Source organism: Thalassospira sp. NFXS8, from assembly GCF_040148805.1.
Lineage (GTDB): Bacteria > Pseudomonadota > Alphaproteobacteria > Rhodospirillales > Thalassospiraceae > Thalassospira.
The window spans coordinates 295,919-308,042 of record NZ_JAGEMF010000002.1 but is presented as its reverse complement, the minus strand read 5'-3'; the positions used below and the strand labels follow the sequence as shown (position 1 = coordinate 308,042).

Below are 12,124 nucleotides of genomic sequence, written 5' to 3'. Positions count from 1 at the left end.
GTTTCATTTATTCGTGATAGGATATAATAGTATTATGTGTCGCAAGCTATCCAACTTCATTGAATCCAGCGAAATGAATTAATTCATAATTGTGTAAAAGGATAATATCAAACCAAGCTAAAGAACTCGTCATTTACAAAATCCAAAAAAAGCCCCCATGCCAAATGCGGCATGAAGGCTATATATCGATATCGCACCACGAATAGCGCAATTAACGCGCTGGTGGTGTCCAGAACGGTGCCGGCAACATCAGTTTGTTTTCCTGGTTCACCAAATGGCCTGCTTCGGCACTTTTCTTTAGATAAGCCTGCCATTCCGGGTCAGCCTGAAGGGATTTGCGCTTTTCTTCGCGGTCCGCCGCACTGTCATAGGCCCAGATGTGAACATAGGAATTCACCGGGCCGGTTTCCGTTACCATATAGGCATGGGGCTGCCCCAAATGGCGGCTTTGCACCGGAAAGCCAAACTCGCCATACAGGGCAAGCTGTTTTTTCAATGTGCCTGGATAACAGCTATAGGTGCGAACGTCGTAAAGCATAATGATTTCATCCCGTTATTACGTAATGTCATATTGGATGCGTTGCCCACGCCCGTTTAAGCGACATGCGCCGGGCAAAACATCCTCCCTTGATCTCTGTTTTTACAATAAGTATTATTGTCAGACAACATTATTTAATGATGACAGCGCAACAACCATATGCCACAAAGTTGTATCGCCCATAGCGCGCCAGTTGAACCTTTTGCGATACCGCACCCCTGAAAAAGCGCAAGAAAACCTGATGCAAAAAACAGAACCACACCGCTACGAAAAAATTATCCGCCCCCGGCGGTTGCCCGATGAAATTGCCGCCAAACTCACCGGGCAAATCAGCGACGGTATTTTGCAACCGGGCGACAAATTGCCCACCGAACAGGAACTTGCAACCAATTACGGGGTGGCAAGAACCGTGGTGCGCGAAGCGGTATCGCAACTAAAAAGCGATGGTATGATCCAGTCCAAACAAGGCGTTGGCGCCTTTGTATCGGAGCCGGGCGCACGGAGCGTTTTTCGTATCAGTGCCGATTGTTTTGCCAAGCGTAAGGAACTGGTGCAAATCCTGCAATTACGCACCAGCAACGAAGCCGGGGCCGCCGCCCTTGCCGCCGAGGCCCGTAGCGATGCCGACCTGGCCCTGATTTATGAACAGCTTCAATCCATGCAGGTGGCGACGGGCCAAACCCGTTTTGAGACGGCCGAACATCGCTATGATGCGGAACGCCGGTTTTATCGGGCCATCGCCAGGGCCTGCGGCAATAGTTATTTTTACGATTTTCTGACCATGCTGGATGGCCGGATTGACGCCAATTTGCGCAATGTCGCGATTAAAAATGTCATGACCGCCGAATGGGGGGATGGCGTGATTGGCGAGCATAAAATGGTTTACGAGGCGATCCGAGCGCAAAACAAGGCTGCTGCCGAAATCGCCGTGCGCCAGCATTTTGAAAATGCCGCCGGTCGCCTGATGGAACGGGCCGATATTGCCGATGTAACCGCCCCCTGATGTCTCAAGCCGCGCTAACGGCTTTGGGGCCGTTTTTTGCAGCGTTCCCCCTTTACCTTACCATCCCGGCATGATGATATCGGGGTTCTTTTGATAAGACCAAAACAAACATATGACGAACGCCACCACTCGCCACCAATGAGGAAAAACATGTCCAATACCCCCGGTCTGCGCCACGGAGGGCGCATTCTTGTCGATCAGCTGCACATTCATGGCTGCGAACGCGCCTTTCTTGTGCCCGGTGAAAGTTTTCTTGCCGTGCTCGATGGCATGGTTGACCACCCGGAAATTACGCCGGTTGTTTGCCGCCAGGAAGGCGGTGCGGCCATTATGGCCGAGGCCTATGGCAAACTGACCGGAAAACCCGGCATTTGCATGGTAACGCGCGGCCCCGGCGCGACCAATGCATCGGCCGGTGTTCATGTTGCCCATCAGGATTCAACCCCGATGATCCTGCTGGTCGGCCAGATTGGCCGCGACATGGTGGATCGCGAAGCATTCCAGGAAGTCGATTATCGCAAGATGTTCGAACCACTGTGCAAATGGGTTGCCCAGATCGACAGTATTGAACGTATTCCTGAATATATCAGCCACGCCTATCATATTGCCACATCAGGGCGCCCCGGCCCGGTTGTTCTGGCCCTGCCTGAGGATATGCTCTCATCCAGCGCAGTTGTTGCCGATGGCAAACCCTATGTCGAGGTGGAAGCCCGCACTGCTGGCGAAGATGTCGCCTTCTTCCGGGCCGAACTTGAAACGGCCCGCCAGCCAATTATGATTGTGGGCGGGGGCGGCTGGACCGCACAGACCAGCCAGAACCTGATCCGCTTTGCCGAAGCCAACAATGTTGCGATTGCGACATCGTTTCGCTGTCAGGACTATATGCCTAACAGCCACCCCAATTTTATCGGCGATGTTGGCATTGGCATAAACCCGAAACTGGCCGGGTTTATTCGGGATTCCGACCTCGTGATCCTTGTTGGTTCGCGCATGGGGGAAATGACCAGCAGCGGGTATAACCTGCTCGACATTCCCTGCCCCAAACAGCGTTTGATCCATGTTTATCCGGGGCCGGACGAGCTTGGCCGTGTGTATCGCCCCGATATCGCCATTAATGCCTCCCAGCGCTCCTTTATCCGCGCCATTGCCGATATGGCGCCAACCGATGGCAGTGCGCGGCAGGAACAGGTAAAACAGGCTCGCGAGGCCTATGTTGCATTTTCGACCCCGCTTGATACCCCGGGCGATGTGAAAATGGCCCATGTGATTGGCCATCTGCGCGACACCCTGCCCGACAACGCCATTTTAACCAATGGTGCTGGCAATTATGCGGCATTTTTGCACCGGTTTTATCGTTATGAAACCTATCGCACCGAACTTGCGCCAACATCAGGGTCCATGGGCTATGGCCTTCCGGCATCGGTTTCGGCAAAGCTCCATCACCCCGACCGCCCGGTGGTCTGCCTGGCTGGTGATGGCTGCTTTTTGATGCATGGTCAGGAATTTGCCACAGCGGTGCAATACGGTGCGAACATCATTGTGGTGGTGGTTAATAACGGCATGTTTGGCACCATCCGTATGCACCAGGAACGCAACTATCCGGCCCGTGTATCGGGTACCGAACTGCACAACCCCGACTTCGCCGGTTACGCCCGCGTCTTTGGCGGCCACGGCGAAACCGTGACGAAAACCGAAGATTTCGGCCCCGCCCTGGAACGCGCAATTGCCGCCAATAAACCGGCGATTATCGAGGTACAGGTTGACCCGCAGGCGTTAACACCGGCGAAGACGCTGGATGAGATTCGGGCAGGGTCCTGATCGTCGCAACAAACGAGAATACAAGAAAACAATGACGAAAAGCCGCCATCCGCTCATCAGATGGCGGCTTTTGCGTACGAGAAAAAAATCAGTCGGCCTTAGTAATCAAGCATCCCATCCGCAATGGCAACCTCAACAAGATTCAGGGTATCACACAGTTTTTCATCAATGACATGAAGATATTCCGTCCAATCGCCAAGATGAGTTAATTCCGTCGCTCCGTCGGAAATGCCGCGCAAGCCGATCAGGGGCACATTAAATTTATGACAGGCGCGCAGGATGGCGAAAGTTTCCATATCGACCATATCAGCCTCAATCAAGTCATAGGCCGCACCTGTAACAATGCTCGCACCGGTCGATAAGGTCGCTTCGGGAATACCGGGAATACGATATGGCAAATCGACAGCAGCTGGCAGGTCGACAAACGGCGTACAACCTTTCTTGAAACCAAGAAGGGACACATCCATGTCTCGATAGGAAACCGAGGTAACCTGAAAGACTTCCGCCTGCGGCAAAGATCGGGACCCGGCCGAACCAAGGGAAACGACGACATCAGGCAACGCCTTGCCTGCTGCCATTTCTGCTAATGCCACAGCAAGATTCACCCCCGCTTCCACTGGGCCGATTCCAATCATCAATGGTGTAATGCGCGCTTGAAGATAAGCACCATATTCAGCAGGGGCGGCCATGGTGTAGAGAATTTTTGCAGAGCAAGACGGTGCAAACGACATTTTTTGTAACCTCTTTTGGCCCGTGGAAATCGCCAACATAGGGACTTTCGGTATTTTCCGCCAGATTTCAGGTCATTACTGCAATATTTGTAACTAAACACCACAAATCACCATTTGACGCCAGGCCCAACCTCACGTTATTCACAGTGTGAATGATACCGGGGAAGCAGTATGCCAGACAAGTCTGATACACAGACGGAAATCAATTTCTTGAGCGCGCTCGAGAATGGCGAAGTGACAACCCAGATGCGGCTTTCACAGCGCGTCTCGATTTCGGTTGGCTTGGTCAATGCTCTGCTTAAGCGCGCAATCCATAAGGGATACGTTAAAGCGCGATCTGCCCCGGCAAAACGTTATGCCTATTATTTGACTCCAAAAGGCTTCACAGAAAAGAGCCGCCTGGTAGCCGAATACCTGGAAACCTCACTCGACTTTTTTCGACTTGTGCGGACCGAATATGGTGAGATCTTCGAACGCCTTAAACAACGCGACGAAGCCCGGGTTATTCTGGCGGGGCGAGGTGAACTTACTGAAATCGCCATGCTAGCGGCCCGTGAACATGGGATTGAACCCGCAGCTGTTTTCGATCGCGAAACCAATGCTGAATTTTTCCATGGCTTAATGATCATTCGGCAACTTGATGGCCTGAAGGCTGATGATGCCATCGTCATCACGGAATCTCGTTATCCGCAGAATCTGGTCAATGACCTACTGAGCGATCAAATCGCAACGGCTTTACTAATCCCTTCCTTTTTGCAGGTTTCCATGCCGATAAAATCGGAAAAAACCAACACTGATGCAGACGGACCTGCTAACGGCGGCCCTGTATGAAAAAGTGGTTCGCAGTCAACACCGCACCGCATCAGGAAGCCCGGGCACAGCTCAACCTTAATCGCCAAGGTTACGAGACCTGGTTGCCGGTTTTTACTAAAACCAGGCGTCATGCCCACAAAACTGAAACAGTTAAGGCCGCGCTGTTTCCCGGTTATCTTTTCGTCACTTTAGATCTTGAGCGCAACGCGTGGACGCCGATCAATGGGACTTTTGGAGTAAGACGGCTGGTAATGCAGAACACCAAACCTGCGGCACTGCCCGCCAGTTTCGCTCAAGACCTACGCAACATGACCAACGAAGCTGGCTTGATTGCATCCCCTCGTCATCCATTTGCGTCAGGCGATAAAGTTAGAATAGCAGAAGGACCATTTGCGGATTTAGTTGCGTCTGTTCTCGATCTCCCGACAGAAAGCCGCGTGCGGGTACTGCTTGAAGTTCTCGGCGGGAGCGTGGTAACCACGCTTCCGTCTTTCCTACTCTCCCGGGCCCAATAAGCATCTCTTCGCTCAACAGGTTTTCTGCCGGGAGAAAAATATAGACTGGACGTCATATGACGTCGACGGTTGACCCCGAAAGTCACCCGAATGGCGGTAGCGTAGCCACCTCAATTTTAAAGAAACGAAGAAACCATTGAAATCAATTAGAAAAATTATTTACTTACTTAGCCCAGCCGAACGCAGGCGTGGTGCAGCACTTCTTGCCATGATTCTTGTCATGGCTTTGCTGGATACCATTGGTGTGGCATCCATTCTGCCTTTTATGACAGTCTTAGCCAATCCGGATACAATTCACAGCAACCAATATCTTTCATACGTTTACGTCACCCTTGGATTCACATCATCCAGATCATTTTTATTATTTTTGGGAACCTCTGTATTAACAATTTTATTATTTTCAATAACGTTTAGAGCAATAACAACCTACGCTCAACTACGTTTCACAATGATGCAGGAATACTCGTTAGCACGACAATTAGTCTCGGGATATCTGCACCAACCCTATGAATGGTTTTTGAATCGAAACAGTTCAGACTTGGGGAAAACTGTACTTTCGGAAGTTTCTCAAGTGATTAGCAGTTGCATCACACCAATGATGCAGGTTGTTGCACAAATTTCTGTCGTCATTGCTTTAACGACGCTGTTGATCATTACCGATCCAATTCTTTCTTTAATTGTTAGTTCTGTCCTTATAATTGCTTACGGCACGATCTACGGGTCTCTGCGCAAATATCTTGGAAAAATTGGCGCTGACCGTGTCGCTGCAAACCAGGAGCGCTATCGGGCTGTCGCCGAAGCATTCGGTGGCATAAAAGACGTAAAAATAGCCGGACAAGAAAAAACTTTTTTAAATCGTTTTGAAACTCCAGCAAAACGCTTTGCCTCTCACCAAGCAACTGCAAGCATTATTGGACAATTACCCCGATTTTTACTTGAAGCTATCGCTTTTGGCGGAATGATTTTGCTGGTCTTATATTTAATGGGAACCGGTCAGAATTTTCAATCAATACTTCCAGTTCTCACATTATATGCGTTTGCAGCATATCGACTATTACCTGCCTTACAAATCATGTATCAACATATTACGGCTTTGCGTTTTTCCAGCAAAGCATTGGATGCTCTATATGAAGACATGAAAAACCTTTCAGAAGTGAAATATAGCGAAATATCATCATTTCAAAAATTAAAAATAAAAAATGAAATATCTTTAGAAAACATCACATATACATATCCGGGGGTAAAAGAGCCTTCAATTAAGGATATGAATATTCATATTGCAGCAAATAGTATCGTCGGTCTTGTTGGCACCACAGGAAGCGGAAAAACCACAACCATAGATCTAATTCTTGGTCTTCTATCCCCACAGAAGGGTAAGTTAAAAGTTGATAGCATGACCATTAACCTTGATAACGTAAGGTCATGGTATAGAACTATTGGTTACGTCCCTCAACATATTCATCTTACTGATGATACCGTTGCGGCCAATATCGCATTTGGCGTTCCCAAAGAAGAAATTAATCAAAATTCTGTAATAAGAGCAGCACGTATTGCGAATTTACACGATTTTGTTATTAGTCAACTTCCGGAAGGTTACGACACTGAGATTGGCGAACGTGGCGTCCGCCTTTCTGGCGGACAACGTCAGAGAATAGGTATTGCTCGTGCGTTATACCACAACCCGCAAGTTCTTATTCTTGACGAAGCAACAAGTGCGCTGGACAATCTTACCGAAAAAGCGGTAATGGAAGCGATTCACAATCTAGGTCACGAAATTACAATTATTCTTATCGCACATCGTCTTTCAACAGTACGGAATTGCGACGTAATTTACTTCCTGGAGAAAGGTCAAATTCGCAGCCACGGAAGCTTTGATGAATTGCTTGTTCAGAGCAAAGATTTTCGAAACATGGTCGGCATGCCCGCGAAAAGTGCAATCAAAAGCATCTCTGAACAATCAGGAAATGAATCGTGAAAGCAGTCATTCTCGCAGGGGGCCTTGGTACGCGTATCTCCGAAGAGACGCACCTACGGCCCAAACCAATGATCGAGATCGGTGGAAAACCGATTCTTTGGCATATCATGAAAATTTATTCTGCACACGGCGTAAACGACTTCGTCATATGCTGCGGATATAAAGGATATGTAATTAAAGAATATTTTGCCAATTACTTCCTTCATATGTCTGACGTCACCTTCGATATGCGAGACAATAAAATGGAGGTACATCAGCAAAAGGCCGAACCCTGGCGCGTCACCTTAATTGATACCGGCGAGAATACGCTGACGGGGGGACGCCTCAAACGCGTTGCCAAATATGTAGAGGATGAAGAAGCCTTCTGCTTTACCTATGGCGATGGCGTTTGTGATCTGAATATCTCGGCCCTGATCGAGTTTCATAAATCACACGGAAAAGATGCAACCGTAACAGCAGTGCAACCACCCGGCCGCTATGGTGCATTGGAAAAATCTGGCAACAATGTTACCGGATTTTCTGAAAAACCGCGCGGCGATGGTGGCCTTATTAACGGTGGTTTCTTTGTGATGTCACCCAAAGTGCTGTCGCTAATTGATGGTGATCGAACAAGCTGGGAGGGCGCTCCCTTGGTCGAACTTGCCCACCAGGGAGAACTCATGGCATTCGAACACCACGGATTTTGGCAACCAATGGACACTTTGCGTGACAAAAACCAGCTGGAAAGCCTCTGGGAAAGCAATCAGGCACCGTGGAAGAAATGGTGACAAACTCTCATCAACTCGTCGCCAGCGCCGGATTTTGGGCGAATAAATCAGTCCTGATAACCGGTCATACCGGTTTCAAGGGATCATGGTTAACGCTGTGGCTGAACAGATTGGGTGCCAAAGTATCCGGTATCAGCCTGCCGCCTGTTACTGCCCCAAATCTGTTTCAGCTTGCAGCAATCGAAACCCGGAACAAACCCAGTCAATTCTGCGACATCCGGCATGTAGAGCAGCTCAAAGATCGAATTTGGGATGTTAAACCGGAAATCGTTTTCCATCTTGCAGCCCAACCGCTTGTCCGGGCAAGTTATCGTGATCCTCTAGATACCTTTAATACGAATGTCATGGGCACGGCCAACCTTTTGGAGGCTTTGCGTGGGATTGAATCGGTCAAATCTGTCGTGATGATAACCACCGACAAGGTCTATAAAAACCATGAGTGGTCCTGGCCATATCGTGAAATCGATGCTCTTGGTGGACATGACCCATACAGCGCCAGCAAGGCCGCGAGCGAACTTGTTATAGCAAGCTATCGTGACGCTTTTCTTGCTGAGAAGGGCATTGGTATTGCAACTGCACGCGCCGGTAATGTTATTGGCGGCGGCGATTGGTCGGAAGACAGGCTGATTCCCGATGCCATTCGGTCTTGGACATCAGGGAAACCTCTTCACATCCGTCGTCCCGACGCAGTACGTCCCTGGCAACACGTCCTTGAACCACTTCATGGCTATTTGCGTCTGGCTGAGGCTCTGTTCAAAGATATAGCCTTCGCGGGAGCCTATAATTTTGGTCCATCGGCCCAGGAGACCGCACCTGTTCGAACTGTAATCAACCTCGCCCGCGAAATTTTTGGACAGGGCGAAATTTTGTATTCAAACGACAATGAAGGCCCGCACGAAGCCGGATTACTTGCACTTGACAATTCCAAGAGCCATTCTGTTCTCGATATACGGCCAAAATGGAGACTATCTGAAACTATTGAGCGAACGATGAACTGGTACCGGGCGCAAGCTGAAGGACAGGATAGCGCGGCTCTTTGCCATAATGAAATAGAGGCATATGAGGACACGCTGTGAGTCGTTTTGAAATTATCCCGCTGCCACTGGAAGGCCTGAAGAAGATCACTCGCCAGAGCTTTGGCGACCATCGAGGTTTTTTCTCCAGGATTTTCTGTGCCGATGAGCTATCTGCCGCCGGTTGGCATAAACCAGTATCGCAGATCAATCATACCCGAACTCAAAAGCAAGGCTCTGTGCGAGGAATGCACTTCCAGTTTCCGCCATATGCCGAGGCAAAACTCGTAACCTGCATTAGAGGCGAGGTTTGGGATGTCGCAATTGATCTGCGTAAAAACTCTTCTACATTTCTTCAATGGCACGCTGAACGATTATCCCTGGAGAACAGCACCGCGCTCTTGATACCTGAAGGTTTCGCTCACGGCTTTCAAACCCTGACGGCGGATGCAGAATTACTGTATTGTCATTCCGCACCCTACACACCTTCCGCAGAAAGCGGGCTTAATCCCCGGGATCCTAAATTGGCAATCACGTGGCCATTGGCGATAACGGAAATTTCAGGGAAGGACGGCAATCATCCAATGCTGAACACAAAATATCAGGGGCTCGTGATATGAATTGCCGCCATTGCAATACACCTTTGCAACAAACGTTTCTGGATCTCGGTTTTGCGCCGCCATCAAACGCCTATCTAACGGCAGCAGACCTCTCAAAGCCGGAAAAATACTATCCGCTACGCATCAAGGTTTGCACCGAATGCTGGCTGGTGCAAACCGAAGATTATGCAGAAGCAGAGGAGCTATTTAGCTCTGAATACGCCTATTTCTCGAGCACATCTAAAAGTTGGCTTGAACATGCTGAACGCTATTCAAAGACAATGATTGAGAAATTTGCGCTGAATTCGGAAAGTCTGGTTGTCGAAATTGCGTCAAATGACGGCTACTTATTGCGAAATTTTGTCGCACGAAACATTCCTTGCCTGGGGATCGAGCCAACAGACAGCACCGCAGCCGTTGCCGAACAACAGGGTATTCCGGTACTGCGCGAATTCTTTGGTGAGGATCTGGCTCAACAATTGGTTACGAGAGGCCAACAAGCGGACCTGATTGCGGGCAACAATGTCTATGCCCACGTTCCCGATATAAATGACTTCACACGCGGCCTGAAAATTCTTCTCAAACCTGGCGGTACCATCACGCTTGAATTTCCGCATGTTATGCGGCTGCTCGAATTCACCCAGTTCGACACAGTCTATCACGAACATTTTTCCTATCTGTCGCTCTATACGGTGAACCGAATATTTAAAGCAGCAGGGTTAAAAGTAACCGATGTGGAAGAACTGCCGACTCACGGTGGAAGCCTGAGGGTATATGGATGTCATGAAGACGACCCTCGCCCGATTTTGGATGCGGTAACAGATATCCTTGCAGAGGAAAAAAAGCGCGGTTTACAAGAAGGTACGATTTATCGTGACTTTCAAAAACGGGCAGATACGGTTAAGAACGATCTTCTTGGTTTTCTGCTTCAGGCACGACAGGAAGGGAAAACAGTTGCGGCCTACGGTGCCGCTGCCAAGGGAAATACATTGCTCAATTATGCAGGCGTAAAGCCCGATCTACTGCTATTTGTGTGTGATGCCGCAATTGCCAAACAGGGAAAATATATGCCGGGTAGTCATATTCCAATTGTGGCACCGGATCAGCTCACCTTTAAAATACCAGATTATCTTGTTGTTCTTCCTTGGAATATTTTTCCTGAAATCCACACACAATATAGTAAACTGACCACTCTCGGCACCAAATTCGTCACTGCCGTTCCGGAGTTGAAAATTCGATGAATAATCGTATCCACTACACCAAACCATCAATAACAGAACTTGAAGTTCGCTACGCGACAGACGCTGCCGCAAATGGATGGGGCGAGAAGTGCTACGACTATATTCATCGTTTCGAGAACGCCTTCAAGGCGCATCTTGACGTAGAATATGCAATTGCGACATCAAGCTGCACCGGCGCGCTACATATGGGAATGGCTGCACTTGGTATTGGTGCAGGCGACGAGGTCATATTGGCAGATACTAATTGGATCGCAACAGCCGCGCCTATCGTCCATTTGGGAGCGACCCCCGTTTTTGTCGATATTCTGTCCGACACATGGTGCCTTGATCCCGAGCTTGTAGAAGCTGCAATCACACCACGTACGAAAGCCATTATTGCCGTTCATATTTATGGCAATCTTTGCGATATGGACCGCCTTCTTGAAATTGGTGAACGGCATGGGATTCCGGTGATCGAAGATGCTGCCGAAGCAATTGGATCGGTTTACAAAGGCAAGCGTGCCGGTAGTATGGGCAAATTCGGTGCATTTTCCTTCCATGGCACCAAAACAATTACAACGGGTGAAGGTGGTATATTCGTTACCAACGATGCGGAATTGCATGAGCGCGTTTTAACACTGAGCAATCACGGCCGTGCGAGAGGTCAAACCAAACAATTCTGGCCCGACCAAATTGGTTTCAAGTATAAAATGTCGAACATTCAGGCTGCGATCGGTTGTGGTCAAATGGAACGTATAGAAGAACTAATTTTACGAAAACGCGAAATATTCAAATATTATCTTTCATATTTTTCAAAAAACGGAAATGTGAAACTCAATTTTGAAGATGGAGAAACATGTATTGGTGCATGGATGCCATCTATCGTTTTTGACGAAAATTTAAACATTACCCGAGAAGATTTAAAAAGAAAATTCGAGGAAGAAAATATTGATGGAAGAGTATTTTTTTGGCCGTTAACTTCGTTACCTTTTTTCGCCACAACATCACAAAATTATAACTCTCACAATATTCCAAAACGGGCAATCAATCTACCGTCGTACCATGACATCACAAAGTCAGATCAAGATAGGGTTGCAAATGCCATACTTGATCTAATGGAGAAGGCGTGACA

At 48.6% G+C, this 12,124-nt stretch carries 12 protein-coding genes; 10 read left to right on the top strand and 2 right to left on the bottom strand.

All coding sequences use genetic code 11. From position 1 onward, the window contains the following. Positions 1-211: 211 nt before the first annotated feature. Positions 212-538: an NIPSNAP family protein gene (locus J4E05_RS10755; protein ID WP_349595284.1), complete on the bottom strand. Its 327-nt coding sequence runs from the start codon at positions 536-538 to the stop codon at positions 212-214. A 241-nt stretch (positions 539-779) separates the two neighbouring features. Here J4E05_RS10755 and J4E05_RS10750 point away from each other — a divergent pair, with 241 nt between their 5' ends. Then, entirely contained in the window at positions 780-1,541 is a 762-nt protein-coding gene (locus J4E05_RS10750; RefSeq protein ID WP_168184929.1) for a FadR/GntR family transcriptional regulator, read from the top strand. 150 nt (positions 1,542-1,691) lie between these two features. Continuing rightward, positions 1,692-3,359, top strand: coding sequence for a thiamine pyrophosphate-binding protein (locus J4E05_RS10745; RefSeq protein ID WP_349595281.1), 1,668 nt, complete (start codon positions 1,692-1,694; stop codon positions 3,357-3,359). A 98-nt stretch (positions 3,360-3,457) separates the two neighbouring features. Here J4E05_RS10745 and J4E05_RS10740 read toward each other — a convergent pair whose 3' ends face one another. After that, positions 3,458-4,090, bottom strand: coding sequence for a 5'-methylthioadenosine/S-adenosylhomocysteine nucleosidase (locus tag J4E05_RS10740; RefSeq protein WP_349595278.1), 633 nt, complete (start codon positions 4,088-4,090; stop codon positions 3,458-3,460). Between the two features lie 171 nt (positions 4,091-4,261). On the opposite strand from J4E05_RS10740, the gene J4E05_RS10735 reads away from it, so the two are divergent. The 8 genes from J4E05_RS10735 to J4E05_RS10700 all read left to right on the top strand — a co-directional run bounded on the left by J4E05_RS10735 (position 4,262) and on the right by J4E05_RS10700 (position 12,122). After that, positions 4,262-4,921 carry a hypothetical protein gene (locus J4E05_RS10735; RefSeq protein WP_349595275.1) on the top strand — a complete coding sequence of 220 codons (660 nt, stop codon included), beginning with the start codon at positions 4,262-4,264 and terminating at the stop codon, positions 4,919-4,921. Next, complete coding sequence (nusG, locus tag J4E05_RS10730) at positions 4,918-5,418, top strand: transcription termination/antitermination protein NusG (RefSeq protein WP_349595272.1); 501 nt, start codon at positions 4,918-4,920, stop codon at positions 5,416-5,418. The genes J4E05_RS10735 and nusG overlap by 4 nt, the downstream gene beginning before the upstream one ends. A gap of 136 nt (positions 5,419-5,554) precedes the next feature. Continuing rightward, positions 5,555-7,393 (top strand): ABC transporter ATP-binding protein, encoded by a 1,839-nt coding sequence (locus J4E05_RS10725; protein WP_349595269.1) that lies wholly within the window; start codon positions 5,555-5,557, stop codon positions 7,391-7,393. Then, a complete protein-coding gene (gene rfbF, locus J4E05_RS10720; protein ID WP_349595266.1) occupies positions 7,390-8,160 on the top strand; it encodes a glucose-1-phosphate cytidylyltransferase in 771 nt (256 codons plus the stop codon). Before J4E05_RS10725 ends, rfbF begins: the two co-directional genes overlap by 4 nt. Further along, the gene (gene rfbG / locus J4E05_RS10715; RefSeq protein ID WP_349597543.1) at positions 8,154-9,236 is read left to right on the top strand and encodes a CDP-glucose 4,6-dehydratase; all 1,083 of its coding nucleotides are present in this window, start codon (positions 8,154-8,156) and stop codon (positions 9,234-9,236) included. The genes rfbF and rfbG overlap by 7 nt, the downstream gene beginning before the upstream one ends. Beyond that, positions 9,233-9,793, top strand: a complete 561-nt coding sequence (locus J4E05_RS10710; RefSeq protein ID WP_349595263.1) for a dTDP-4-dehydrorhamnose 3,5-epimerase family protein — start codon at positions 9,233-9,235, stop codon at positions 9,791-9,793. Before rfbG ends, J4E05_RS10710 begins: the two co-directional genes overlap by 4 nt. Continuing rightward, complete coding sequence (locus tag J4E05_RS10705) at positions 9,709-11,013, top strand: methyltransferase domain-containing protein (RefSeq protein ID WP_349595260.1); 1,305 nt, start codon at positions 9,709-9,711, stop codon at positions 11,011-11,013. Before J4E05_RS10710 ends, J4E05_RS10705 begins: the two co-directional genes overlap by 85 nt. Further along, the gene (locus tag J4E05_RS10700; RefSeq protein ID WP_349595257.1) at positions 11,010-12,122 is read left to right on the top strand and encodes a DegT/DnrJ/EryC1/StrS family aminotransferase; all 1,113 of its coding nucleotides are present in this window, start codon (positions 11,010-11,012) and stop codon (positions 12,120-12,122) included. The genes J4E05_RS10705 and J4E05_RS10700 overlap by 4 nt, the downstream gene beginning before the upstream one ends. Positions 12,123-12,124 lie beyond the last annotated feature (2 nt).

Coding starts and splice junctions, on each gene's coding strand:
- J4E05_RS10750 (WP_168184929.1), top strand. CDS start 780: ATGCAAAAAACAGAACCACACCGCTACGAAAAAATTATCCGCCCCCGG.
- J4E05_RS10745 (WP_349595281.1), top strand. CDS start 1,692: ATGTCCAATACCCCCGGTCTGCGCCACGGAGGGCGCATTCTTGTCGAT.
- J4E05_RS10735 (WP_349595275.1), top strand. CDS start 4,262: ATGCCAGACAAGTCTGATACACAGACGGAAATCAATTTCTTGAGCGCG.
- nusG (WP_349595272.1), top strand. CDS start 4,918: ATGAAAAAGTGGTTCGCAGTCAACACCGCACCGCATCAGGAAGCCCGG.
- rfbG (WP_349597543.1), top strand. CDS start 8,154: ATGGTGACAAACTCTCATCAACTCGTCGCCAGCGCCGGATTTTGGGCG.
- J4E05_RS10740 (WP_349595278.1), bottom strand. CDS start 4,090: ATGTCGTTTGCACCGTCTTGCTCTGCAAAAATTCTCTACACCATGGCC.
- J4E05_RS10700 (WP_349595257.1), top strand. CDS start 11,010: ATGAATAATCGTATCCACTACACCAAACCATCAATAACAGAACTTGAA.
- J4E05_RS10755 (WP_349595284.1), bottom strand. CDS start 538: ATGCTTTACGACGTTCGCACCTATAGCTGTTATCCAGGCACATTGAAA.